The 23,588-nt window shown below is 70.4% G+C and carries 27 protein-coding genes; 7 read left to right on the plus strand and 20 right to left on the minus strand.

What is annotated here, in order from left to right; translation table 11 throughout:
• Positions 1 to 14 precede the first annotated feature (14 nt).
• From ACZ48Y_RS08955 to ACZ48Y_RS08965, 3 genes are read left to right on the plus strand one after another with little or no spacing between them, the layout of a single operon-like run.
• Positions 15 to 485, plus strand: coding sequence for a TlpA family protein disulfide reductase (locus ACZ48Y_RS08955; protein WP_464742902.1), 471 nt, complete (start codon positions 15 to 17; stop codon positions 483 to 485).
• On the plus strand, positions 482 to 931 hold the full coding sequence (locus ACZ48Y_RS08960; protein WP_464740511.1) for a cytochrome c-type biogenesis protein: 450 nt from the start codon (positions 482 to 484) through the stop codon (positions 929 to 931). The genes ACZ48Y_RS08955 and ACZ48Y_RS08960 overlap by 4 nt, the downstream gene beginning before the upstream one ends.
• A complete protein-coding gene (locus tag ACZ48Y_RS08965) occupies positions 928 to 1,923 on the plus strand; it encodes a c-type cytochrome (protein ID WP_464740513.1) in 996 nt (331 codons plus the stop codon). The genes ACZ48Y_RS08960 and ACZ48Y_RS08965 overlap by 4 nt, the downstream gene beginning before the upstream one ends.
• Before the next feature lie 3 nt (positions 1,924 to 1,926).
• On the opposite strand, the gene ACZ48Y_RS08970 is transcribed toward ACZ48Y_RS08965, so the two are convergent.
• The 3 genes from ACZ48Y_RS08970 to ACZ48Y_RS08980 are packed head-to-tail and all read right to left on the minus strand — an operon-like array spanning position 1,927 to position 4,546.
• Positions 1,927 to 2,973, minus strand: coding sequence for a glucose-1-phosphate thymidylyltransferase (locus ACZ48Y_RS08970; RefSeq protein ID WP_464740515.1), 1,047 nt, complete (start codon positions 2,971 to 2,973; stop codon positions 1,927 to 1,929).
• A gap of 9 nt (positions 2,974 to 2,982) precedes the next feature.
• The gene (locus ACZ48Y_RS08975) at positions 2,983 to 4,110 is read right to left on the minus strand and encodes an ABC transporter permease (protein ID WP_464740517.1); all 1,128 of its coding nucleotides are present in this window, start codon (positions 4,108 to 4,110) and stop codon (positions 2,983 to 2,985) included.
• A 10-nt stretch (positions 4,111 to 4,120) separates the two neighbouring features.
• On the minus strand, positions 4,121 to 4,546 hold the full coding sequence (locus ACZ48Y_RS08980; RefSeq protein ID WP_464740519.1) for a 3D domain-containing protein: 426 nt from the start codon (positions 4,544 to 4,546) through the stop codon (positions 4,121 to 4,123).
• A 79-nt stretch (positions 4,547 to 4,625) separates the two neighbouring features.
• On the opposite strand from ACZ48Y_RS08980, the gene ACZ48Y_RS08985 reads away from it, so the two are divergent.
• Positions 4,626 to 5,270: a hypothetical protein gene (locus ACZ48Y_RS08985; RefSeq protein ID WP_464740521.1), complete on the plus strand. Its 645-nt coding sequence runs from the start codon at positions 4,626 to 4,628 to the stop codon at positions 5,268 to 5,270.
• On the opposite strand, the gene ACZ48Y_RS08990 is transcribed toward ACZ48Y_RS08985, so the two are convergent.
• The 5 genes from ACZ48Y_RS08990 to ald all read right to left on the minus strand — a co-directional run bounded on the left by ACZ48Y_RS08990 (position 5,267) and on the right by ald (position 9,835).
• Positions 5,267 to 6,064 carry a hypothetical protein gene (locus ACZ48Y_RS08990; protein ID WP_464740523.1) on the minus strand — a complete coding sequence of 266 codons (798 nt, stop codon included), beginning with the start codon at positions 6,062 to 6,064 and terminating at the stop codon, positions 5,267 to 5,269. The genes ACZ48Y_RS08985 and ACZ48Y_RS08990 overlap by 4 nt on opposite strands.
• Positions 6,065 to 6,095: 31 nt before the next feature.
• The gene (locus ACZ48Y_RS08995) at positions 6,096 to 7,706 is read right to left on the minus strand and encodes a DAK2 domain-containing protein (RefSeq protein WP_464740525.1); all 1,611 of its coding nucleotides are present in this window, start codon (positions 7,704 to 7,706) and stop codon (positions 6,096 to 6,098) included.
• Positions 7,703 to 8,050 carry an Asp23/Gls24 family envelope stress response protein gene (locus tag ACZ48Y_RS09000; protein WP_464740527.1) on the minus strand — a complete coding sequence of 116 codons (348 nt, stop codon included), beginning with the start codon at positions 8,048 to 8,050 and terminating at the stop codon, positions 7,703 to 7,705. Before ACZ48Y_RS09000 ends, ACZ48Y_RS08995 begins: the two co-directional genes overlap by 4 nt.
• A complete protein-coding gene (locus ACZ48Y_RS09005; protein ID WP_464740529.1) occupies positions 8,047 to 8,397 on the minus strand; it encodes a DUF3108 domain-containing protein in 351 nt (116 codons plus the stop codon). Before ACZ48Y_RS09005 ends, ACZ48Y_RS09000 begins: the two co-directional genes overlap by 4 nt.
• Positions 8,398 to 8,722: 325 nt before the next feature.
• Positions 8,723 to 9,835, minus strand: a complete 1,113-nt coding sequence (ald, locus tag ACZ48Y_RS09010) for an alanine dehydrogenase (RefSeq protein WP_464740531.1) — start codon at positions 9,833 to 9,835, stop codon at positions 8,723 to 8,725.
• A gap of 106 nt (positions 9,836 to 9,941) precedes the next feature.
• Between ald and ACZ48Y_RS09015 the strand changes: the two genes are divergently transcribed.
• Positions 9,942 to 10,415: an Lrp/AsnC family transcriptional regulator gene (locus tag ACZ48Y_RS09015; RefSeq protein WP_464740533.1), complete on the plus strand. Its 474-nt coding sequence runs from the start codon at positions 9,942 to 9,944 to the stop codon at positions 10,413 to 10,415.
• On the opposite strand, the gene truB is transcribed toward ACZ48Y_RS09015, so the two are convergent.
• Positions 10,389 to 11,312, minus strand: a complete 924-nt coding sequence (gene truB, locus ACZ48Y_RS09020; protein WP_464740535.1) for a tRNA pseudouridine(55) synthase TruB — start codon at positions 11,310 to 11,312, stop codon at positions 10,389 to 10,391. The two genes, ACZ48Y_RS09015 and truB, sit on opposite strands and share 27 nt — an antisense overlap.
• A 32-nt stretch (positions 11,313 to 11,344) precedes the next feature.
• On the opposite strand from truB, the gene ACZ48Y_RS09025 reads away from it, so the two are divergent.
• A complete protein-coding gene (locus ACZ48Y_RS09025; protein WP_464740537.1) occupies positions 11,345 to 12,067 on the plus strand; it encodes a pseudouridine synthase in 723 nt (240 codons plus the stop codon).
• Positions 12,064 to 12,993 carry a calcium/sodium antiporter gene (locus tag ACZ48Y_RS09030; RefSeq protein ID WP_464740539.1) on the plus strand — a complete coding sequence of 310 codons (930 nt, stop codon included), beginning with the start codon at positions 12,064 to 12,066 and terminating at the stop codon, positions 12,991 to 12,993. Before ACZ48Y_RS09025 ends, ACZ48Y_RS09030 begins: the two co-directional genes overlap by 4 nt.
• 29 nt (positions 12,994 to 13,022) lie before the next feature.
• On the opposite strand, the gene ACZ48Y_RS09035 is transcribed toward ACZ48Y_RS09030, so the two are convergent.
• From ACZ48Y_RS09035 to ACZ48Y_RS09085, 11 genes are all read right to left on the minus strand, one after another.
• The gene (locus ACZ48Y_RS09035) at positions 13,023 to 13,865 is read right to left on the minus strand and encodes an SDH family Clp fold serine proteinase (RefSeq protein ID WP_464740541.1); all 843 of its coding nucleotides are present in this window, start codon (positions 13,863 to 13,865) and stop codon (positions 13,023 to 13,025) included.
• Between the two features lie 2 nt (positions 13,866 to 13,867).
• Complete coding sequence (locus tag ACZ48Y_RS09040) at positions 13,868 to 14,560, minus strand: rhomboid family intramembrane serine protease (protein ID WP_464740543.1); 693 nt, start codon at positions 14,558 to 14,560, stop codon at positions 13,868 to 13,870.
• Between the two features lie 9 nt (positions 14,561 to 14,569).
• Complete coding sequence (locus tag ACZ48Y_RS09045) at positions 14,570 to 15,076, minus strand: hypothetical protein (RefSeq protein ID WP_464740545.1); 507 nt, start codon at positions 15,074 to 15,076, stop codon at positions 14,570 to 14,572.
• Positions 15,073 to 15,495 (minus strand): hypothetical protein, encoded by a 423-nt coding sequence (locus tag ACZ48Y_RS09050; RefSeq protein ID WP_464740547.1) that lies wholly within the window; start codon positions 15,493 to 15,495, stop codon positions 15,073 to 15,075. Before ACZ48Y_RS09050 ends, ACZ48Y_RS09045 begins: the two co-directional genes overlap by 4 nt.
• A gap of 141 nt (positions 15,496 to 15,636) precedes the next feature.
• Positions 15,637 to 16,371 carry a hypothetical protein gene (locus ACZ48Y_RS09055; protein WP_464740549.1) on the minus strand — a complete coding sequence of 245 codons (735 nt, stop codon included), beginning with the start codon at positions 16,369 to 16,371 and terminating at the stop codon, positions 15,637 to 15,639.
• Between the two features lies 1 nt (position 16,372).
• Positions 16,373 to 16,870 (minus strand): hypothetical protein, encoded by a 498-nt coding sequence (locus ACZ48Y_RS09060; protein ID WP_464740551.1) that lies wholly within the window; start codon positions 16,868 to 16,870, stop codon positions 16,373 to 16,375.
• A gap of 10 nt (positions 16,871 to 16,880) precedes the next feature.
• On the minus strand, positions 16,881 to 18,878 hold the full coding sequence (locus ACZ48Y_RS09065) for a DUF505 domain-containing protein (protein ID WP_464740553.1): 1,998 nt from the start codon (positions 18,876 to 18,878) through the stop codon (positions 16,881 to 16,883).
• 13 nt (positions 18,879 to 18,891) lie between these two features.
• Entirely contained in the window at positions 18,892 to 19,620 is a 729-nt protein-coding gene (locus tag ACZ48Y_RS09070; protein ID WP_464740555.1) for a TIGR00703 family protein, read from the minus strand.
• Between the two features lie 66 nt (positions 19,621 to 19,686).
• A complete protein-coding gene (locus ACZ48Y_RS09075; RefSeq protein WP_464740557.1) occupies positions 19,687 to 20,145 on the minus strand; it encodes a YqhA family protein in 459 nt (152 codons plus the stop codon).
• 27 nt (positions 20,146 to 20,172) lie between these two features.
• Entirely contained in the window at positions 20,173 to 22,422 is a 2,250-nt protein-coding gene (locus ACZ48Y_RS09080; protein WP_464740559.1) for a glycoside hydrolase family 31 protein, read from the minus strand.
• Between the two features lie 3 nt (positions 22,423 to 22,425).
• On the minus strand, positions 22,426 to 23,580 hold the full coding sequence (locus ACZ48Y_RS09085; RefSeq protein WP_464740561.1) for a class I SAM-dependent rRNA methyltransferase: 1,155 nt from the start codon (positions 23,578 to 23,580) through the stop codon (positions 22,426 to 22,428).
• Positions 23,581 to 23,588: the final 8 nt, after the last annotated feature.

Below are 23,588 nucleotides of genomic sequence, written 5' to 3' on the forward strand. Positions count from 1 at the left end.
TCTTTTACTGGGGGATGCAGCGCGACCCCGGTGAGTTGAAGTCGGTCCTGGTGGGAAGGCCCGCCCCGGACTTCGAGCTCCCCTTGCTCGCGCCGTACCGCGCGACCTGGGGGGAGACCTTCAAGCTCTCCGAGCATCTGGGCAAGCAGCCGATCGTCATCAACTTCTGGGCCAGCTGGTGCTACCCCGCCTGCTATGAGGAGGCGCCGGTGCTCGAGGCCGCCTGGCAGACCTACCGCGACCGGGTGCTCTTTTTCGGGGTCAACACCCAGGATCAAGAGGAGAAGGCCCTGGCCTTCATCAAACGCTTTAACATGACCTTCCCCATGGGCTACGACCCCCGCGGGAAGGTGGGCATCGACTACGGCATGTACGGGGTGCCGGAGACCTTCTTCATCGACACCGCCGGGCGGGTGCGCTACCGCTTCGCGGGCGCGATCGACGCCCGCACGCTGCGGGCCCGGATCCAGGAGGTCCTGCGGTGAGGCGGGCCCTCCTTCTGGCCGTTTTCGCGCTCTTCGGCCTGGGCTTGGCTCAGACCCCCACCGGGGCGCCGCCCCCGGACCTCTCCCCGGAGGTCTTCAGGATCGCCAACCAGCTGCGCTGCCCAGTCTGCCAGGGGGAGAGCGCCGGGGAGTCGAACGCCGGGGTCAGCCAGGAGATTCGGCGGCAGATCGCGGAGATGCTCAAGGCCGGCAAGAGCGAGGAGGAGATCAAGCGCTACTTCGTCGAGCGCTATGGGGAGTGGATCCTGTATGCGCCGCCGCGGCGGGGGGTGAACTGGCTCCTCTGGGCCGCGCCGCTGATCGGCCTGGGGCTGATCGGCTTTGGCCTTTGGCGCTATTTGGCCGAGGCCCGGCGGCGGGAAGAGGCCCTGGCGGTCCCTCCCGAGGAGCTCAGGGCGCTGGAAGCCGAGCTGGAGGACGAATGACGTTCATCTACCTGCTGGCCCTGTTCGCCTTCGTCTTGGGCCTCTACCTGGTGCTGCGCCCGGTCGTGGGCCCCGCGCGCCCCTTTCCCGAAAACCCTCGGCCGGAGGAGCTTAGGGCCGAGCTCGCCGCGCTCAAGGAGGAGCTCAAGGAGAAGACCGGGCCGGAGCGGGTCCGCCTCTTAAAGCGCGTGGCCTGGATCAAGCGCGAGCTCGGGGCCCAGGCCGAGGCCCCGCCCCGGACCGCATCCCGTCCGTCCTGGCTCGTCCTGGGCCTGATGGTGTTGGTGGTGGTGGGCGTTGCCGGGGGGCTTTTCTACCACACCTACCCCCGCCTCCCCGGGGGCACGGTCACCGAGGCCCTGGCCCTCGAGGACGCCCGGGCGCTCAAGGCGCTCAAGGCCCGCGCGGAAAAGGAGAACAGCGTCGAGGCCTGGATGGCCTACGCGGACAAGGCCTTTGAGCTCCGCGACTTCGAGCGCGCCGCCGAGGCCTACGCCAAGGTCATCGAGCTTGACCATCAAAACCTCAAGGCCTACCGGCGCTACGGGGAGATCCTCTTCTTCGCCGGGCGTCCCAAGGAAGCGGCCGAGATCCTCGCGGTGGTCACCCGCGCCGATCCCGACCCCGAGGGGCTGCTCTTCTTGGGGAACGCCTACTTTCAGCTCGGGGAGTACCAAAAGGCGATCACTGCCTGGAAGGCCTACCTCAAGCGGGGCGGCCCGGCCCGGGAGCGGGTCGAGGGCCTGATCGCCGCGGCCCGGGGCCGGCTTGATGCGACCTCCCCGGGGGAGGCGGTCTACGCGGCGAAGTGCGCGGCCTGCCACGGGGCCAAGGGCGAGGGCGGGATCGGCCCGCGGCTTGCGGGATCCCCGATCCTCAAGGCCCCGGAGGCGGTGCTCGAGATCGTCCAGAACGGCCGCGGCCGGATGCCGCCGGTCCCCTTGAGCCCGGAGGAGGCGACGGCCCTTCTCGACTACCTGAAGGGGCTCTAGGAGCTAGTCGGGCACCTCGACCCGGGAGAGGTCGCCGAGGATGAGCCGGGGGGTCTTGGGTCGCGCCGCCTGCCGGCGCACGGTGGCCCCGACCCCGAGCAGCGAGCCGAAGATGCGCACCCCTTCGAGGACCGCGTTGTCCTCGAGGACCGAGTGCTCGACCTCGGCGTCCAGGACCCGAGCCCCGGGCCCGAGGGAGGTGTAGGGGCCGACGTAGGCGTCCCGCACCACCGCGCCTGCGCCGACGTAGGCCGGGCCCAGGATGCGGGCGTGTTCGATCTGCGCCCCGGGCTCGACGACCACCGGCCCGCGCAGATCGCTCGCCTCGACCTGGCCGTCCAGCCTTGGCGTTAGGCGCTCGAGCAGGAGCCGGTTGGCCTCGAGCAGGTCGTCGGGGCGGCCGGTGTCCTTCCACCAGCCCTCGACCGGTACCCCGAGCACCCGCTCACCGCGATCGATCAGGCCTTGGATCGCGTCGGTGATCTCGTACTCGCCGCGGGCGCTGGGACGGAGCCCGGCGATGACCTCGTGCACCACTGGGGCGAAGGCGTAGACCCCGGCCACCGCCCAGTTCGAGGGCGGGCTTTGGGGCTTTTCCAAAAGCCGCACGATGCGCCCGTCCTCGATCACCGCCACCCCGAACTGGCGGGGGTCCTCGACCTCGACCAGGCTGATCGCGGCCGCCGGGCGCTCGGTCGAAAAGCGCGCGACCAGCGTCTCGATCCCGTGCTCGAAGAGGTTGTCCCCGAGGTAGAGGACGAACGGGGCGTCCCCAAGCCAGTCCCGGGCCACCGCCACCGCGTGGGCCAGGCCCTCGGGGTTGTCCTGGAGGACGTAGTCCACCCGCTCGCCGTTGAGCGCCTGGGCGACGTGGTCCTTGGTCTTGGGGGAGACAACGACCGCGATCTCCTCGACGCCCGCGGCGCGCAGGTTCTCCACCGCGTAGGCGATGATCGGCTTCCCGGCGAGGCGGATCACCGGTTTGGGGCGGGCGAACGTCAGGGGGCGCAGCCGGGTGCCGTGGCCGGCGGCGAGGATCAGACCCTTCATGGGGTCATGCTAGCGCAGGATCGCCCCCGGACGGGTGCGCATCAGCCGCCCCAGCGGGGCCAGCGCTGCGAGCATCGCGGTGACCAGCGCGACGCCGCTGGCGAACGCCGCGTCCCTGGCCTCGAGGACCACCGGGAGTCGCTCGATGAAGTAGAGGTCGCCGGGGATCGCGAGGGGGTGGGCGGCGAGGTAGAGGCTGAGCGCGACGCCGAGGAGGTTCCCGAGCAGCACCCCGAAGGCGCCCAAAAAGAGCGCCTCCAAGGCGAAGGCTGAAAAGAGCTGGGGGCCGCTCGCCCCCATGACCCGAAGAAGGGCGATCTCCGGGGTTTTCTCCACCACCGCCAGCACCAGGACGTTGGCGATCCCCAGCGCCGCCACCGCGACGATTAGGGTCAGCACCCAGCCGATCACCCGCTTTTGCAGCGCCAGCTGCTCGAGCAGGGTGCGGTTGAGGTCCTGCCAGGTGCGGGCCCAGTAGCGGCCGTCGGCGGTCAGCCGCCGGGCGACCTGGGGCGCGTTTTCGGGGTCGCGTAGCCGCAGGTGCCAGCCGGCGATTTGGCCCGGAGCCTCGAGCAGGCGCTGGGCGTCCTCGAGGGCGATGAAGCCGTAGCCCGCGTCGATCGGGTAGTTGCCGGTGCTGAAGGTGCCGGCCAGCGTCAGGCGCACCCGCTTTTGGGTGATCGCGAGCGCGAAGAGGGCATCCCCGGGGTAGGCCCCGAGGCTGCCCGCGAGCGCCGCCCCGAGGACCGCCTTCCCCGGCCCCAGGGCGGCGAGCCCGAGGTCGGGGTAGACGCCCTCGGCCCCCGCGCCCACCCCGATCAGGGTGCCGAAGTCGCTGGCCGCGCCGCGCCCGGCCTGCGCGCGGCGGGTGAGGAGCGCCTTGACCGGGAGGACCGGGGTCTTGGCCACGATCGCCGGGTCCTGGGGCGGGGGGGCGTTTTGTGGGTCGTAGGCGAAGAGCATGACGTGCGGGGTGGCCTTCAGCGTGGCCCGGATCAGCTCCTTGGTGAAGCCGTTGGTCAGGGCCAGGGCGGTGATGATCACCGCCACCCCGCCGGCCACCCCGAGGATCGTCGCCAGGCTCTGCCAGCGGCGTTTCGCGATCTGCCTTAGGGCCAAAAGCAGGGCAAAGCGCACCGCCAAAAGCTTACTGCCCGCGGCCGACCCGCACCACGGTGACCTTGAGACGGCGCCGGCCGAACTTCAGCGCCAGGCTGCGGTCCGGAAGCCAGACGTCGATGCGCTGCTTGAAGCGGCGGTTCATCGTGTCCTCGACGACGAAGAGCACGTCCTTGAAGAGGAAGTTGAAGCGCCCGGCGTCCTGGCCGTCCTGCCAGCGGCCGAGGTCTTCGAGGCGGACCAGCGAGCCGTAGGGCAGTTCGGCGAGGAGGTCGCGGCTGACCGCGAGGATCCCCAGCCGGGTGCGGGCACCGGTCGCGGTGATGAACGGGGTGCTGTCGGTCTCGGCCGGGCTCGAGGTGTAGGCGGTGGCCTCGAGGATCAGCACCCTGGGCCCGGCGGCCAGGCCGGTGAGGGCAAAGAGGGTCAGCAACAGGGCCAGCGCGCGCTGCATCATCCCGTAGTTTATCACTTCTGGGCTCAAAAAATCAAAGCAGCCCCGTGCGACCCGGGTGGGGTGCAAGAATGGGTGCATGCGATTCTACCTTGGCCTCGCCCTCGTGCTCGCGGGGGCGCTCTACCTGGTCCTGACCCATCCCTTCCTTCCCGGCTGGGTCTGGGGCCTGGTGTTTGGTCTGGGCTTTTCTTGGGCCGCGGAGCGCGAGGGCAGGAAGGAATACCGCTGGCTGGGGGCGCTCTTTTTGGGCTGGGCCGTCGGCGCGCTCTTTTCCGACCTCTTCGGGCTCTTTTCGCTGAAGCTAGTGGGGCTGGGGGCGGGGCTCTTGGCCCTCGCCTGGCGGGAAGGCGAGCCCGGCCTGACCTACCTCGGCGCGGCGCTCTTGCTGGTGGGGCTGGCGGTGGGCCTCTTCGAGGTCGGGGCCGCGCCCTGGGTGGGGCTGGCCCTGGTGGTGTTTGGGATCTGGCTGCTCATGCGCGCGCCCGAGGACCGGCCGGCGGAAGACGCGGCCTTCGAGCGCCGCTATCGGCGGCTTTTGGCCTGGCGGCTGGAGAAGGCCCAGGCCGAGCGAAAGCGGGTGGACGAGATCTTGAGCGACGAGGAGCTGGCCCGGCTGGCAAAGGCCGAGGATCGGGCGACGATCGAGCGCGCCCTCTTGCCCGAGCACCTGGGCTACGCCGAGGAGCTCGCGCTCTTGCTGCTCGAGGCCGATAGGCCCTAGGGGCAGGCAGTGTTGGTCAGGCTCAGGGTGTACTGCAGGCTGCCCGGCTCGTCGAAGCCCGCCACCTGGTTGCCGCGGCCGCGCACGATCACGAAGTTCCCCGCGTTGACCGGGAGGCAGGCCAGGCCGTCGGGCTCCAGGGAGGCCAGCTTGCTGGCGCCGGGGCCGGCGTCCTCGTAGACGTCGGCGACCAGAAAGGCATGCGCCGCCCCGCTCCCCGAAAGGCGCAGGTAGCCGCTGGCGTTCAGGGTGTAGGCGTCGAGCTCCCCGACGAACTCGATCGCCCCGGTCTTGGATGCGCCGAGGCCCAGGGTGTCGTTGGTTTCCCACGTGCCGCTGGGGTTGGGGCTGAAGTTGAAGGCCCCCACGAGGACTTCGACGGGCGCGTTGCTCAGGTTCTCCACCCGCACGAGGTAGGGGTGGCCCAGGTGGGCGTCGAGGTTGAGGCGCACCCCGTCGCTCGGCTCGGGGACGATGAGGGGCGCGGCCCCGTTCCCGGCCACCGCCACCTGGGGCAGGCCGAACCAGCTGTGGTCGGCGCTGGCCAGCATCGGGGTGAGGTCCTCGTTGAGCACCACCAGGCGCAGCTGGGCCCCGGCGGGAACCTGGCTCTGGGCGAAGAGGCGGACCGGACCGCTGGCCCCGACCAGTCGGAGGTAGGCGGCGCTGGAGGGGTCGACGTCCAGCGTCACCGTGGCGTCCGGGGTGAGGTCGGCCTCGACCGGGACGGGTTCGCTGCAGGCCGCGAGCAGGAGCAAGAGCGCGCCAAGGGCGGGAATCAGGGCCCGTTTCATAGGGCCCTTATTCTACCTCATGGCGGGGAGCTTATTCGAGCACCCCGACGAAGGCGTAGAGCTCGGGACCGCCGGGGTGGAGCTCGAGCTCCAGCTCGGGAAAGAAGGCCTCGAGCTGTTCCCGGACGCGCTCGGCGGCCTCGGGCTGGACCTCCGGCCCCCAAAAGAGGGTCAGCACCTCGAAAGCTGCTTCGTCGGTCAAAAGCAGCCGCAGCAGCTCGACCAGGGCCTCTTCCGGGGTCTCCGCGACGAGCTTGAGCTTGCCGTCCAGAAGGCCCATCACCGTGCCCGCCTGGATCGCCCCCACCTCCTCGGTGTTGGCGTCGCGGGCGGCGCGGGTGACCTCGAGGGTGCGCGTGGCCTCGGCGGCCTCGGCCATCGTCTCGAGGAGCGCCTCGGGGGGCTGGTTCTCGTCGAAGTGCACGGCGGCGGCGAGCCCCGCGCCGAGGGTCGTGGTGGGCAGGACGACGACCCGCTTGCCCAGCGTCTCCTGGGCCAGCCCGGCGGCCTTCTCCGCGGCCAGGAGAACGTTCTTGTTGTTGGGCAGGAGGATGACGTGCTCCGAGGGCACGGCGCGGATCGCGTCCAGGAGGTCCTCGACGCTGGGGTTTTGGGTCTGGCCCCCGGCGACCACCCGGGCCCCGAACTGGCGGAAGGCCTTGGCCAGCCCCCAGCCCGGGGCCACCGCGACCAGCCCGGTGGGCGGCGGGGGCTCCTCGGCGGCGCCCACCGCGGCGAGGATCTCCGAGTGCTGCTCGGCCATGTCCTCGACCTTGGTGCGGCGCATCCGCCCGAACCGGGCCACGGTGGCCAGCAGCCCGTCGGGGTCGTTGGTGTGGATGTGGCCCTTGACGAACCCCTCGGCTCCGACGACCAAGAGCGAGTCTCCAAAGGGCGCCACCGCCTCGCGGATGGCTTCGATCGGGGCCTCGACCGCTTCCATCAAGAACTCAGTGCAGTAGCCGTAGTCCTCTTCCTCGAAGGCCTCCTGGGCGTAGCGCTCGACCTTCGGGGCCTCGGGGAGGGGGAGGCCCTTGAGGTAGCCGAGGAGCCCCTCGAGAAAGCGCACGTAGCCCATTCCCCCCGCGTCGACGACCCCCGCGGTCTTGAGCACGGGGAGCATCTCCGGAGTGCGCTCGAGGGCCTCGCGAGCGGCCTTGAGGGCGGCCTCGAGCACCCCTTCCAGGGTGTCCACCCCGGCCTCGACCGCCCGGCGGGCCCCTTCGGCGGCGGCGCGGGCCACGGTGAGGATCGTCCCCTCGACCGGCTTCATCACCGCCTTGTAGGCGGCCTCGGCACCGGCCTCCAGGGCCTCGGCGAGGACCTCCGGGGTGACCTCGCTTTGGTGGCGCAGGACCTGGGCGAAGCCCTTCAGGATCTGGGAGAGGATCACCCCCGAGTTCCCCCGGGCCCCCAGCAGGCTGCCGTAGGAGAGGGCCCGGGCCAGGGTGTCCATGCGCCGGGTGTCGTTGACGTCGAGCTCGCGGCGCACCGCCTGCAGGGTGAGGTGCATGTTGGTGCCGGTGTCCCCGTCGGGGACCGGGTAGACGTTGAGGGCGTTGGTCTCCTCGACGAAGACCGCGAACCAGTCGGTGGCAAAGCGCAGCGCCTCGGCGAGCGCCTCCGGGCTTAGGCGGGTCATGCCTCCCCCCGGCTCACCCCGGTGACGTGCACCCGCACCTTGGTGAGGGTCTTGCCGGCGAGCTCCTTGGCCGCCCACTGTACCCGCTCGGCGATCGACTCGGCGACCGCGGGGATGTTGACGCCGAAGGCCACGACCACGTAGAGGTCGGCCTCGAGCGCCTCCGGGTGCTCGGGGTTGGGCTTGACCACCACCCCCTCGCTGGCCTCGCGCTTGCCGAGGATGCGGGAGAGGCCCTCCCGGATTCCCACCGGGCTCATCCCCACCACGCCCGGCACCTCGTGGGCGGCGAGGCCCAGGATCGAGGCCAGGGCGGGTTCGCTGACGCGGATCGTTCCCTTCATCGTGGCTCCTCCAAGAGCGCGGCTTCCACGCGCTCGCGGCCGAATCCCAGGATCAGCCGGACGGGCAGGCGCCGGGGCCCGGCCAGGTAGGCCTCAAAGTAGGCCCCGGGATGATCGAAGCGAAAGCGCCGGGCCCGGTAGGTGCCCGCGGGCACCCGGACCGCCTGCCTTCCCAGGCCCTCGAGGCGTCCGGTGACCGGGCCGTAGAGGCCGAGCAGGGTGAGGGGCCCGCCCTCCGGCCGCACCCGAAGATGATACAACAGCGAGAGGTCGTTTTTGACCCTTGGATCCCGGTAGCGAAAGACCGCCTCCCGCCGGCCGTTTTTCCAGCGTTCGGCCAGGATCAAGCTGCCCTGGCGGCGGGCGAGGAGGCGGATCTCCCCCGTCGTGGGGGCCTGGAGGCGCTTTTCAAAGCGCAGGAACGCAAGGCCGGGCGTGCTCTCGCCGAAGAGGGTGAGGTCGAACCCCGCGAGCTTGGCCGGGGAATAGGGCGGGGCCTCGCCGCGAAAACGCCAGCCTTCAGGGGTGGCCTCGGCGGTGAGGGCAAACCCACCGATCCAGACCCCGCGGTAGTAGAGCGCGTAGAGAAGATGTTCGCCGCTCGCCCAGGGAACGGCCTGGGCGAGGACGAGGCCGAGCCAGAAGAGCGTTGGGACGAGCCTTCGAATACCGTTAGTTTAGCCCCAAGACCGCCTCGGGCGGGGTGTAGGGGAGGCCGAAGGCCTCGGCCACCGCGGGGTAGGTCAGCTTGCCCTGGTAGGCGTTCAGGCCGTGCCGCAGCGCCGGGTCCACCTTGAGCGCGTCCAGCCCCTTTTCGGCGAGCTTGAGGACGTAGGGCAGGGTCTGGTTGGTGAGCGCGTAGGTCGAGGTCCGGGGCACCGCGCCGGGCATGTTGGCCACCCCGTAGTGGACCACCCCGTCGACCAGGTAGGTGGGGGCGTCGTGGGTGGTGGGGCGGATGGTCTCGACGCAGCCCCCCTGGTCGACCGCGACGTCGACGATCACCGCGCCCTCCTTCATCGTCGCCACCATCTCCCGGGTCACCAGCTTCGGGGCCTTGGCCCCCGGGATGAGGACCGCGCCAATCAGGAGGTCGGCGAACTGGACGGCCTTCTTGATGTTGGCCTCGGTCGAGGTGAGGGTGACCAGCCGGCCCCCGAAGACGTCGTCGAGGTACTGCAGGCGCTGGTGGTTGACGTCCAGGACGTAGACCTGGGCGCCCATGCCGAGGGCGATCTTGGCCGCGTTGCTGCCCACCGTGCCCCCGCCGAGGATCACCACCGACGCCGGGGCCACGCCGGGCACCCCGCCGAGGAGGATGCCCCGCCCGCCCATCGGCTTTTCCAGGTAGTAGGCCCCGACCTGGGTGGCCATCCTGCCCGCGACCTCGCTCATCGGGACCAAGAGGGGCAGGCTCCCGTCCTCGAGCTGGACCGTCTCGTAGGCGATCGCCACCACCCCCGAGCGCAGCACCGCCTCGGTGAGCTCGCGGCTCGCCGCCAGGTGCAGGTAGGTGAAGAGGATCAGGTCCGGGCGCAGAAAGCGGTACTCCTCGGGCAGGGGCTCCTTGACCTTGACCACCATCTCCGCCCCCCAGGCCTCCTCGCGGGAGACGATCCTGGCCCCGGCGGCGCGGTACTCCGCGTCGGGCATGCCGGAGCCCACCCCGGCGCCGGCCTCGACCAGGACCTCGTGCCCGCGGCGGGTCAGGCTCTCCACCCCGCCCGGGGTCATCGCCACCCGAAACTCCATGGGCTTGATCTCTTTGGGAACGCCGATCTTCATCTTGCCTCCTCGAGGGTTAGCCTAGCCCGGCCCGTGGGCGGAGAAAAACCCAGAATCGAAACCCGAACGCTCAAAAGGCCATCGGTTCTGCGGTAGGATTCTTGGTATGGCCGAAGGTTCCAAGGTCCGGCTCGACGCCCGGGACCGCCAGATCCTGGACTGGCTGCAGCGCGAGGGCCGGCTCAGCTTCGCCGAGCTGGGCCGGCGGGTGGGGCTCTCCCCGCCGGCGGTCGCCGAGCGGGTAAGGCGGCTCGAGGACCTGGGGGTGATCCGCGGCTACGGGGCCCGGGTGGACCTCGAGGCGCTCGGCTTTGCGGTCAACGCCATGATCGAGCTGGCCACCGACCCGGTGCGCTACGACGCGGTCTGGAGCTACGCCGAGGGGCAGCCCCTGGTGCGGGAGTGCTACTTCGTCACCGGGGCCTCGTCCTTCATCCTGCGCGTCGTCGCCCGCTCGATCGACGGCCTGAGGCGGGTCATCGAGGACCTCTCGGCGCTCGGCGAGACGCGCACCTCGGTGGTGCTCAAACGGCCCTTGATCAAGGAGACCTTCTTACTTGAAGACGCGGCGGATCTTTAGCTTGAAGCCGTCGCCTTCGGCGACCGCGATCAGCCGCCCGCGGGGGTCGGCGAGCCCGACCAGGCCCCGCGCGGGGATGGGCAGCGGGATGCCCTCCATCACCCGGCGGACCTCCGCGGGCCCGAGCTCCACGGTGGGGAAGGGCAGGGCCTCCCTTTCGGGGATCCGCGCCTGCTCCAGCCGCTCCGGGGGCTGGGCCTGGCTGAGGTCGATCCGCCCCACCCGGGTGCGCACCAGCCCGGAGAGGAAGGCCTTGGTGCCGAGCATCTCCCCGAGGTCCCGGGCAAAGGCGCGCACGTAGGTCCCGGGCCCCACCACCAGGCGCACGATCGCCGTGGGGAAGGGGCCCAAAGGCTCGGGGATCCCGACCTCGCGCCCGCGCTCGGCGAGGGTCCAGCCCTCGCCGGTCTTCTTGATGCGCTTGGGGCGGGGGGCGTCTTCGAGGGCCAGGAGTTCCACCGCGTCGTAGCGCACCGGGCGGGGGGCGAGCTCGAGCGCCTCTCCCCGCCGGGCCGCCTCGTAGGCCCGCACGCCCCCGACCTTGACCGCCGAGTAGGCCGGGGGGCGCTGCGCGGTCATCTCCAAAAAGGCCTTGAGGGCGCGCTTCAGCCGCCGCTCGCTGAGCTCGACCGGGGCGGTCTCCACCACCGGTCCCTCGGCGTCCAGGGTGGGGGTGGTGGCCCCGAAGGAGATCCAGGCGATGTACTCCTTATCCGCCTCGGAGAGGAAGGGGATGAGCTTGGTGTGCGGGGCGCTGGCCAGGACCAGGACCCCGCTCGCCAGGGGGTCCAGGGTGCCGGTGTGGCCGATGCGCCGGACGCGGAGCGTTTCCCGCGCGAGGTCCACCACGTCGTGGGAGGTCAGGCCCAGGGGTTTGTCGACGGCGAAAAGCGGCATGCACTCCGGATTTTACCGTAGACTTTGGGCCGATGGCCGAGCGGCTGCAAAAGTACCTGGCCCGGGCCGGGGTGGCCTCGCGCCGCAAGGCCGAAGCCCTGATCCGCCAAGGCCGGGTGCGGGTGGACGGCCGCGTGGCCCGGCTCGGCGACACGGTGGCCCCGGGGAGCGAGGTGAGCGTGGACGGCCGGCCGGTCCCCCCGCCAGAGGCCCCGGTGGCGCTGGTCCTGCACAAGCCCCGGGGGTACGCGACCACCCACCGCGACCCCCACGCCCGGCGCACCGTCTACCAGCTCGTTCCGGAAATTCCCGGGCTCGTCTCCGCGGGCCGGCTGGACGTGGAGAGCGAGGGCCTCTTGCTCCTTACCAACTGGGGGGAGCTCGCCCACCGCTTGATGCACCCCCGCTACGGCGTGGAGAAGGTCTACCGGGTCTACAGCCGAAGGGGAACCCCTCCGGCGCGGGCCTTGCGGCGGCTCGAGCGCGGCATCGAGGACCGGGGGGAGCGCCTTTTTGCCAAAAAGGCCCGCCCGGCTCCGCACGGGGCGGTCCTCACCCTGACCGAGGGGAAAAAGCGCGAGGTGCGCCGGATGATGCGCGCGATCGGCTACCCGGTGGCGCGCCTGGTCCGGGTCAAGTTCGGGCCCCTCCGCCTGGGGGGGCTCAAGCCCGGCGCCTGGCGGCGGCTCTCTTCTGAGGAGCTGGCGCAGCTGGCCCGGGCGGTGGGGCTTTCGCTCCCCGAGGAGGCCGAGTGACGCCGCTCGTTTGGATCCTGCTGGGGGTGGGGCTGCTCTATGTCGGTGGGGAGCTCTTGGTCCGGAACGCGGCCCTCCTTGCCCGGGCCCTGGGCTGGTCGCCGCTCGTCGTGGGGCTGACCGTGGTCGCGTTCGGCACCTCCGCTCCGGAGCTCGCGGCGAGCCTCGCCGCCGCCCTCGCCGGCACCCCGGAGATCGCCTTCGGCAACGTCGTCGGCTCCAACGCCGCGAACCTGGGGCTGATCCTGGCCCTGGCCGCGCTGATCCAGCCGATCCGCGCCCAGGCCCGCTTCCTGCGCCGGGAGCTGCCCTTCATGCTGGGGGTGAGCCTGCTCTTGGTCCTCGCCGCGGCCGACGGGCGGGTGGGGCGGCTCGAGGGCGCGGTCTTCCTGCTCTTGCTTTTCGGCTACCTCTGGGTCCTCTTGCGGGACCGGGAGCCTCCCGAGGTCCTCGCCGCGTTCGAGGCCGCCTACGGCCCGGCCGCGCGGCGCCTGGGGCTGCGGCTTTTGTTCGTGGCGCTCGGGGTGGGCCTCTTGAGCCTCGGGGCGCGGGCCCTGGTCGAGGGGGCGGTGGCCCTGGCCCAGGGCTTTGGCGTGCCCGAACGGGTGATCGGCCTCAGCGTGGTCGCGGTGGGCACCAGCCTCCCTGAGCTCGCCGCCGCGGTCGTCGCCGCGCTTCGCCGTGAGGGGGACATCGTGCTCGGCAACGTGATCGGCTCGAACGTCTTCAACGTGCTCGGGATCCTGGGCACGGTGGCGCTGGTGCGGCCGCTTTCGGTGCGGCCCGGGGTGGGGCCGGACCTGCTCGGCATGCTCGCGCTTTCGCTCTTGGCCTGGGGCTTCCTCTGGACCGGGATGCGGCTCGGGCGGCGGGAGGCGGCGCTCTTGCTCGCAGGCTATCTGGCCTGGCTGGGCTGGGTTTACTAAAACGCCCGGGCCGCGACCCGGGCGTTGGCCTAGCCCTTGTTGGGCGGCGGCCCCACCTCCCGCTGATGCGGCGTGGGGACGTACTGCACGCTGGGGCGGCCCATCTGGGGCTGGGGGTAGAGCTCCATCAGCTCGTAGACCTCCTTTGGCATCTCGGTCTGGATGGGCAGGCCGAGCTTCCTTCCCTCGTCGACGAAGATCGGGTAGTCGTGGGTCCAGGTGCCCTGGGAGAGGATCTCCGCGACCTCCTCGGCCTTGGCCTCGTCCATCTTGCTTTGCAGGAGCTCCTTGACGAAGGCCTTGACCTGCTTGAGGGCCTTCTTCGAGACGTCGGCGTAGATCAGGGTCTGGTCGTCGATGTCCTTGGGCTCCTTCTGCTCGAGCACCTTGACGATCGAGGCCGCCGGGTACTGGCCGAGCTGGGGGTCCACCGGGCCCAGGACGGCGTTCTCGTCCATCACGATCTCGTCCGCCGCCAAGGAAATCAGCGTGCCGCCGGACATCGCGTAGTGGGGGACGAAGACGGTGACCTTCGCGGGGTGGTTCTTGAGGGCGCGGGCGATCTGCTCCGCGGCCAGCACCAGCCCCCCCGGGGTGTGCAGGATGAAGTCGATCGGCACGTTGTCGTCGGTCATGCGGATGGCGCGCAGGACGTGCTCGGAGTCGTCGATGGTGATGAAGCGGCTCAGGGGGATCCCCAGAAAGTTGATCGCCTCCTGGCGGTGGATCAGGGTGATCACCCGGGACTTGCGCTTGCGCTCGAGCTCGGCGATCTTCCGTGCCCTCGCCGCGAAGAGCGCCTGCTGCTGCATGTACGGCGAGAGCATCGAGAAGATGATGAAGAGCCAAAAGAGCATGCTGATTGGGTCCATGCTTACCTCCCTCCTCTTACGCTAGCAGCTTCCGCGAAGCTGTACCAAAAGGGATCGGCCCGGTAGGGGCGCGGGGCCTTGAGGAGCGGGGCCAACGCCGCGCCCACCAGGAAGCCGCCGATGTGCGCCCACCAGGCCACTCCGGGCACGCCGGCCAGGCCGTAGAGGAACTGCAACAAGAGCCAGTAGGCGGCGTAGGTCGCGGCCGGCAGCCAGAAGAAAAAGGGCAGGATGAACCAGACCATGGTCAGGATGTAGGCCTGGGGCAGCAAGACGAAGTAGGCCCCGAGCACCCCGGAGATCGCCCCCGAGGCCCCGACCATGGGCACCGGGCTGGCGGGCAGCACCGCGGCCTGGGTGAGCGCCGCGCCGACTCCGGCGACGAGGTACAGAACGAGGTAGCGCCCGGAACCCAGCCGATCCTCGACGCCGGGGCCGAAGACCCACAAGAACCACATGTTCCCGACGATGTGGGCGACGCCGCCGTGCAGGAACATGGCGCTGAAGATGCGCCAGGCCTCGCCCAGGGGATCGGCCCAAAAGAGGGCGGGCACGAACCCCAGGGCCTGGATCGTCCAGGCGAAGTGCTCGGGGCCGCCGGAGACCTGCCACAAGAAGACCAGCACGTTGGCCAGGATGAGCCCGCGCGTCATCGGCGCGGGCCCGTGCAAGAGCGAGTCGCGGATGGGGAACATGGGTTCAGTCTAGCCTTCCAGCTCCCGGGCCAAGTGGGCAAGTTGCCAGGAGGCGGTGAGCTCGAGCGCGAAGACCAGGACGGTGGGCACCGCGGCGCCCCAGATCAGCCCGGTCAGCGCCCCCGCCCAGCCCAGGGCCGGGGTGGCCAGCTGGGGGGCCAGGCCGACCAGCACGACCACCAGGAAGAGGCCGTAGTAGGTGTAGCGGTAGGGGGCGAGCTGGCCGAACCAGAGGGTGCCCAGGGCCAGCGCGCTGAGCTCCTTGAGGAGCGCCTCGGGCAGGGCGAGCGCCTCCCGCGCCAGCGCTTCCGGGCGGTGGCCGCGGGCCAGCTCACCGAGGAAGCCGAGCAGCCCGGCGTAGCCGAAGAGCAAAGGGTTGGCGAGGACCAAAAAGCCGAAGAGCCCCAGCAAAAAGGCCAGCGTCTCCGGGGTGGCCCCCCAGGCGAGGAGGCTCGCCCCGAAGAAGACGATCAAGGCGAAGAGCAAGAACCAGAGCCAGGCCAGCGCCTTTTTCATCGCCCTTCCTCCAGCTTGAAGAGGCGGGTGACGCTGTAGACGTCGTTGGAGAGCGGGTGGGTGTAGGTCACGGTGCCGGCCACCACGTCCCCGGGCTTGAGGGTCTCGCTGTTCGGCTTCAGGGCCAGGTGCACCTTGACCGAGGCCCCGCCGGGGAGCGCGAGGTTGAGCGGCACCGCGGCCAGGGCGTAGGCCTTCTGCTTGGACTGGCTCCCCGGGGTGAAGACCACGGTCTGGTCGACCAGGGTCAGGGGCAGAACGCCGGGGTTCGCGAGCTCGAGGACCAGCTCGTTCTTGGCCTTGTCGTAGTTCGCGGAGACGACGATGGGGGAGGGGGGGATGGTCTCGAGCGTCGCGCGGGCGCGGCCGGACTCCAGGTAGATGCCCGCGCCGAGCCCCACCAGGAGGGCGACGATCACGCTTAGCACCAAACTACCGGCAACGTTCTTCATTCATATCACCTCGTGCAGCATTATTGCGCATTTTCTGCTTAAGGTCAATAAGCCTTTTCAAAACAAAAGACCTGCGGCATGTGCCGCAGGCCACGGTGTCGCGCGAGGTTAGAGGGCTGCTTCGAGGTGCACCCAGCCCAGGGTCTGCTTCTCCTTGGGCAGGTAGAGGAGGCGCCGGGGCTCGATCCGGTAGCCCAGGCGCTCGAGCGCCCGCCGCACCTCGGGGATCCGGCGAAAGGCGATCAACCGGGCGCGCAACGGGTCCTCGCCCCAGTAGCCGAGGCGCAGCGGCCAGGGGGCCTTTTTGAGCTTGGCCGCCTTCAGGGCCTCGTAGAGGGGGACGAGCTCGGGGAGCGCCTCGCGCACCGCCTCCAGCTCCATCGTCGCCAGCGCCTCGCTGAGGCTGCGGCCGGCGGCGGCGAGCCACTGGCGCAGCCGTTCCGGGGGATCCCAGGGGAGGGGGAAGACCCCTTCGACGACCTCGATCGTCGCATCCCGGAGCACCTCGTGCTTGGTCAGGCTGACGAGCAGGGCCCGCCGCGTTCGGACCTCGCCGGCCTCGTGGTAGAGGCGCGGCGGCAGCTCCAGGTCGGCCAGCGCCGGCTCGAAGGCCAAGAGCTCCGCCTCTAGCGTTCGGGCGAGGCGCATCAGGTCGGCCTTCTCGGCGATCACCGCCTTGTGCACCCGGGCCTTGAAGGCCGGGTCCTTGCGGGTGGCGTAGACGAAGGCCGCGGCCCGCAGGGCCTCCTCGAGGTCCTTGCCGGGGAGGTAGGGGCGGCCGGCCTCGTCGCGGGGGAAGCCGCCGCGGCCGTGGGCGGTGGGGGTGAAGGTGACCAGGAACACCTTACACCCGGTAGGTCATCGCGAAGGCCTCGGGGAAGTGGATCAGGATCTGGTCGCGGGCCGCCTCGGGGCTGTGGCCGGGCTCGGCGTAGCCGGCCGCGGTCAGGCCCTCGAGGACCTCCTCGGCGACCTCGCGGTCCACCCCCAAGGCGCCGCCGATGAAGCGCAGCGCGGCCTCCCGGGGGTCCTCGTCTCCCTCGCCGACGAAGGCCTTGTACTCCTGGTCCAAAAGGCGCATCAGCTGGCGCAGGTCGATCGAGCGGGAGGTGAAGATCCAGCGCGGCCGGTCCCCGGGCAGGTGGTGGGCGAACCCCCCCTGCTCCAGGGCCTTGGCCACCTTGACCGCGTCCTTGTGCGCCAGCCCGACCTGGCTGACCAGGAAGGTGACCAGCGCGTCCCGCTCACCGACCAGGCCTTTGGGGAAGGCCTGGAGGAGGGCCTGGGCGAGTCCCGCCCAGTCCCCGGCCTCCGCGAGCCTTTTCAGCAGTTCGTGGTCCATACCGGCCTCCCTAAGCGACGATCTCCGCCAGACCGTGGACCGCTTCGCCGGGGTTCATCTTCTCCGCGACCTCGAGGAGCAAGAGCCCGGCCTCGTTGACCGCGTTCTTGCCCACGAACCCGGCGACGCGGGCGGCCTCCATGGCGTTGTCCCAGGCCGCCTTGGAAAGCCCCGAGAGGCGGACGGCCTTCTCGATGTTCCGGGGCAGGATGCGCACCCGGCGCTCCTTGACGTAGAGGGTGCCGGCCTCGCGCAGCGCACGCAAGAGGCGCACCACCAGCGGGTTCACCGGGTTGCCGAACCCCTCCGGCACCCCCGCCAGGGCGCGGTCCAAGAGCTCCCCGGCCTCGGTCTCGACGATGTTGTGGTCGGGGAGGACCTCGACGAAGTGCCGGGCCTCGAGCTTCTCCAGCGCCCAGCGGATGCGCTCGCGATCGAGCTGGCCCTCGAGCGCCTGGTAGAGCTCCTCGAGGCTCATCCCCTTGGCCGGGATCTTGTGGAAGACCATCAGCTCGTACTTGGTGAGGTGCGGCAGGCGCTGGATGTGCTCCGCCAGATGGGCGTAGAGGAAGCCCGACTGGGTGGGCGCGGCGCTGCCCAGCAGCCCGGCCTCGCGGCCCTCTTGGTACCACGCCAGGCCCGGCGCGTTGAAGGTCTTCCGGGTCATGGTGATGGCCTTGACCCCGGTCGAGGGGATGTCCCGCTCGTTTTGCGTCTGGTCCTCCTTGACCCTCTCCCCCCAGTCGCTGACCAAGAAGACCTCCCGGCCCTTCTCGTCGACGCTGCTCTCGATGAGGTTGAAGGACTCCAGCGAGTGCAGCGCCTCGCGCAGGTCGAAGTTCTCCTCGTACCAGCGGGCGAGGTCCTTGGCGGCCTGGAAGCGCTCGGCGATCAGCCGCTTCTTGTAGGGCATCTCGTCCAGGCGCCGGCCGTACTTCTCGACCAGGGCCTTGTACTCGCGCACCTTGCGGTCGATCATCTCCCGCTTGAGGCGCTCGAAGGTCGGGACCTCCTCGGGGTTTTGCTCGGCCTTCGCCCAGAGGGCGGCGATCGTCTTCAGCACCTCGGCCTCCTCGGCTTCGATGGAGAAGGACCAGACGTCGGCCCGGGCGCCCTGGGTGTAGAGCCTGAGGGCCTCGAGCGCCCACTCCCCGGCGGGCAGGAGCTCCCCTGACGGGCCCACGTAGCCCAGCGCCTGCAACGTGGCCAGCGCCGCCTCGGTGGCCTCGCCGGTGTCCGTGTAGTCGGCGAGGGTCCAGAGCAGGTCCGAGGTGAGCACGTCCCCCTCGCCGAAGCCCCCGGTCTCCAGGGCCTTCTTCACCGCCTGGCCGAGGGCGGTGTAGGCGAAGACGTCGGAATCGGGCACCGAGTAGGCGATGAGGCGCATGTTCTCCAGGAGGTGTTCCTGGTGGCTCCCGGTGGGCAGCTCCGAGGAGGGCGCGGGGCCCAGCGGGGTCTTGCGGATGACCTCGGCGAGCTCGGCGGAGATCTCCAGCCCGGGCTCCGCGGCGCGGTAGACCTCGAGCACCCGCCGCCCCTGGTCGGTCAGCGTCAAGCGCTCGACCTTCCGCTCGCGGTCCCGCACCCGCGCGGCGAGGCCCCGCTGCATCAGGGCCGCCTCCGCCAGGGGGCCGACCCGGCCGGCGCGCTCCGCGGCGTCGAGCATGGCGATGACCTCGCTGCCCAGCCAGCGCCAGCCCTCCTCCCAGGCTTCGGGCTTGTCCAGGCCGTAGGCCTCGAGGATCACCAGGTCCCCGGCGACCTCCGCCTCGTCCTCCGCGTAGGGCTTGGGTCCGAGGGCGTAGAGGTCGCGCAGGATCCAGGCCAGCTCGCGCCCCAGGTAGGTGGGGACGAGCTTGACCGGGGTCTGGAAGCGGGCCAGGCCGGTCATCTCCAGCTCGGTGAAGGTCGCGTCGTCCACCGCCTCGATCGGGGTGTAGGGCTTTCCGGCCTCCTCGTCGGCGAGCAGGCGTTCCAGGGCGATCGCGTGTTTCTTGGTGATGACCATCGTCGTTCCTCCTTTAGTCCAGCGCTGCGAGCAGCTTGTCCACGTGCTCGGCGACCTCGACGTCGAACAGCTTGATCGTGGGCAGCAGCCAGGTGACGACGTAGCGGTCCTCGCCGTCCTTGTTCTTGCCGAAGTAGACCAGGGTGAAGCGCCCCATCCCGGCGTGCTTTTTCAGCACGTCGCGGGCCTCGCGCAGGGCGCGGCGCATCTTCGGCGGCAGGGCCTCGAAGGCGTAGGCCTTGCCGGCCTCCCCGTTCTTCTGGATGAACTCGGTGGTCAGGCCCGAGGAGTGGAAGGCCTCGAGCAGCTTGCCGAACCCCCGTTTCTTGAAGTAGGCGAGCAAGAGCTCGGCGGCGGGCAGGGCGAAGAGCTCGGTCTCCTCCCCGCGGGGGGCGCGGTAGTAGGCGCGGATCACCCCCCGGCGCTCCTCCAGGGCCACCCGGATGAGGAGCTTCGCGCCCTTGGGAAGCTCGCTAAGGATCTCCTTGACCTCGAAGACCTCGCCCCGTTCCTCGTAGACGTCGCCGGGCTCCCGGCCCTCGGAGGTCTCGGCGACGAAGACCGCCTCCTCGCCCTGGCGCAGGCCGAAGATCAGATCGAACCCCCAGGCCTTGAGGCTCTTGAGCTTGACCTCGAGCTCCCCGGGGAGCTCGCCCCACTGCTCGCGGACGAAGGTGTTGAGGGCGATCTGGTGTTTCTTCTCGAGTTCCTCTGCGGTGAGCTTGCTCTTTCGCTTCTTCATAACCCTCTAAAGTCTAGCCCGCCGCGAGGGTGTAAGTCAACTTTAATGAGCGAGGTTTTATAAAGCTCACTCCTCCTTGGTCCGGATCAGCCAGAGCGCCAGCGCCAGGAGGGCGATCGCCCCGGCGAACTGGACCATCTCGAAGGGGGTGGTGGCCTCCATCAGCTGGGCCAGCTCGAAGAACTTGACGATCAAGAGCATCACCACCACCTTGCCCAGCTTGCTCTTGAGGTCGTCGAGGTCGGCGACCTCGAGGACCTTGTCGAAGACCCCGCCGCCCACCTTGAGCTCGGCGATGAAGAGCTCGTAAAGCCCCAGGGAGAAGATCACGAAGACCGCGGCCAGCAGGCTCGCGTCCAGGGCCTGAATCGTCTTCACCACGGGGTTTTCCGCGTGGCCGAAGAAGGCTAAGTAGATGTAGTAGACCGCCTCCCCGGCGAAGAACACGGTCCCGAAGAGGAGGGCGACGACCGGGAGGACCATCATCCAGCGCGCGGCCCAGAGCAGGCGTTCGAAGGCGTTCATGCTTGGCCATTGTAGGGCTTGGCGCCGCTAGAGCCAGCGCATCTCGCCCCGTTCGTCGAGGAAGAAGGCCCGGGCCCCTTTGGGGCCCAAGAACGCCCCCGCTTGGGGATCGGCCTCGATCGCGACCCAGGTCCCGGGCGCCGTCCCGTCCCCGGCGTCCAGATAGAGCGCCCCCCGGCTCTTGCCCTCGGGGAAGACGCGCACCTCGAGCGCGGGAAAGAAGGCGTCCTTCGGCGGCTCCGGGGGGGCCAGGGGGACGGCGTGCCCCTCGCGCAGGAAGAGGGGAATGACCTCGAGGGGGGCGGGGACGCTGACCCAGCCCGGCCCCCGGTAGCGCGCGCCGGTGTGCCAGTCCTGCCAGTCGCCCCGGGGCAGGTAGAGGGTACGGGTGGTCTGCCCGGGCCGGGTCATCGGCGCCACCAGGAGGGCGGGGCCGAAGAGGAACTGGTCGTAGACCTCGTAGGCCGCGGCCTCGTCGGGGAAGTGCCAAAAGAGCGGCCGCATTAGGGGGGCCCCGGTCTCGCTCGCGGTCTTGGCCAGGGCGTAGACGTAGGGCAAGAGCCGGTAGCGCAGGCGGATCGCCGCGGCGATCCGCCCGGTCCAGGGCTCACCGAAGGCGTAGGGCTCCTGGTGCCGGCTGGTCTTCGCCGCGTGGTTGCGCATGAAGGGGTAGAAGACCCCGAGCTGGGTCCAGCGCAGCAAGAGTTCGGGGTCCGCGTCCTCGGTGAAGCCCCCGATGTCCGCCCCGGCGAAGGCCACGCCGGAGAGGCCCAGGTTGAGGAGCATGGGGATGCTCATCTCCAAGTGCGACCAGTAGCTCTTGTTGTCCCCGGTCCAGACCCAGGCGTAGCGCTGGATCCCGAGGAAGCCGGAGCGGGTGAGGACGAAGGGCCTGCGGTGGGGGGCCAGGGCCTTCAGGCCCTCGAAGGTCGCCCGGCTCATGCACTGGCCGTAGACGTTGTGCACCTCGGCGTGGGTCTTCTTGCCGTGGAGCACCCCCGGGGGCAGGGTCTTGCCCACGGCCGGCGCCTCGCCGCTCTGGCCCTCGAGGGAAAAGACCGAGGGTTCGTTCATGTCGTTCCAGATCCCGCTGATCCCCTTTTCCAGGTAGAAGCGGTGCAGCGAGGCCCACCAGCGGCGCACCCGCTCCTGGGTGAAGTCCGGCCAGACCGCGGGCTTGGGCCAGACCTCGCCGACGACCTCGTTGCCCCGGGGGTCCTTGACGAAGGCGTCGAGCCGCCGGCCCTTTTCGTAGACCCGGTAGCCGGTCTCCTTCTTGACCGAGGGGTCGACGATCGCCACCATCCTGACCCCCTCCTCGGCCAGCGCCTCGGCCAGCCCCTTGGGGTCGGGAAAGCGCTCCGGGTGGAAGGTAAAGACCCGGTAGCCGTCCATGTGGTCGATGTCCAGCCAGATCGCGGAGAGGGGGATGCGGTGGGCCTTGAAGGCCTCGACGACCTCGCGCACGCTGGCCTCGTCGGGGTAGCTGTAGCGGCACTGGTGGTAGCCGAGCGCCCAGAGCGGGGGCAGCGGGGGACGGCCGGTGAGCTCGGCCAGTCGGGAAACGACCTGGTCGGGCCGGGGGCCGGGGAGGAGGTAGAGGTCGAAGGTCGGGCCGGGGGTCGAGAGGCTGGTCTTCGTTGGATCGCTTCGGGCTAGGTCGAAGACCGTCCGCCAGGTCTCGTCGAGGACGATCCCCGCGGCCTGGCCACCGTCCACCGCGAGCAGGAAGGGCTGGCTTTGGTAGAGGTTGTCGGTGCCCTCCTCGTGGTCGGTGTCGTCGATGTTCCAGTGGGTGTAGCGCCGGCCTTTCTTGTCCAGGAAGCCGGTGCGTTCGCCGAGGCCGAAGTAGCGGCGGGCCTCGGGTTCCTCCAGCCAGAGGACGAAGCCCCCGCCGAGGGGGTGGCCCTCGGCGGGCGGGGTGGGGTGGGTCACGCCCAGGGGGTCGAGGGTCACCCGTTCGACGCCGCGCCAGGTCTCGAGCGGCTTGGCGAAGAGCCCGCTGGCGCGCAAGGTCTCGAAGCGGAAGGTGAAGGGGTTGAGGGTGAGGGTGAGCGGCGGGAGGCCCTCGGCCCTGGCGGTCTCGCCGTCGAAGGCGATCGGCGCGGTCGCTTCGGCGACAACCGCGTAGCTCTCCTTGTCCCGGTCCTGGGGGCGGAGGAAGACCAGGATCCGCCAGGCCGGCCCCCGGGCCTGGATCCGGGCCTGGAAGACGGGGCCTTTGAGCCAAAGTTCCCCGCCCTCGACCCTGGCTTCGTTGAACCCGACTGGAACCATGCCTCACTCTACGGGATACGGGGTGAGGATCAGCGTCTTCAGGTAGAGGGTCTCCGGGACCTGGAGCACCCAGGGGTGATCCGGGGGCTGGTGGGTGATCGCCTCGACCACCAGCCGGGTGCGCGTGTCGGCTCCGGCGCGGCGGGCGGCTTCGAGGAGGTCCGCTTCCTTGATGGGGTAGCTGCAGCTCGAGACCCAGACCTGGCCGCCGGGGGCCAGAAGCCTCAGGGCGTGGCCGATCAGGGCCACGAAGATCCGCTTGGCCCGGGGCACCTCCCGCGGCGTCTTGGCCAGGGCGGGGGGGTCGAGGACGATGCGCTCGAAGCGGCGCGCTTCGCGCGCGAGCTGGCCCAGGACCTCGAGGGCCTCCCCCTGGCGGAGGTCGACGGAGAGCCCGTGGCGCCGGGCGGTCTCGTCGAGGACCCTGAGGGCGTTCAGGTCCTTGTCCACGGCGAGGACCCGGGCGCCCTTGCGGGCGGCGCGCAAGGCGAAGCCGCCGACGTGGCTGTAGACGTCGAGGACGCGCATGCCGGGGTGGACGCCGGCCTCGAAGCGGCGCCGGTTCTCGCGCTGGTCGAGGTAGAACCCCTTGGTCTGGGCCAGGGCCAGGGGGATCTCGAAGACCAGGCCATCCTCCTCGACCCTTAGGCGCTCCGGCCGTTCGCCCCAAAGGGTGCCCTGGGCCGGGGGCAGGCCCTCCCTGCGCCGGGCCTCGGTGTCGACGCAGACCGCGACGCTTGCCCCGGTCAGGGCCCTGAGGGGCCCCGCCCAGCGGGGTTTGAGGGCCTCGGCGCTTTGGGTGCGCACCTGCACCAGCAAGACGGTGTCGAAGCGATCGACGACGAGCCCCGGGAGGCCATCGGCCTCGGCGTGGAGCAGGCGGTGATGGGGCCCAAGCCCTTCGCGCCGGCGCATCGCGGCCGCGATGCGCGCGGCGAAGAAGGCCGCGTCGAGGGGGCCGGGGGTGAAGCGGTAGAGCCGGATCGCGGCCTTGAGGCCGGGGGCGTGGTAGCCGACGCCGAGGATCTCCCCGTGGGCCGAAAAGACGTTCACCAGGCCGGCCGCCTTCGGGGCCTCGGCGAGCTCGTCGGCGTAGATCGTGGGGTAGAAGTTCTTGACCTTCTTTTCCTTGCCCGGCTTCAGGGTGGCGCGCAGCATGGTTCAAG

It is taken from the genome of Rhabdothermus arcticus (assembly GCF_055382915.1).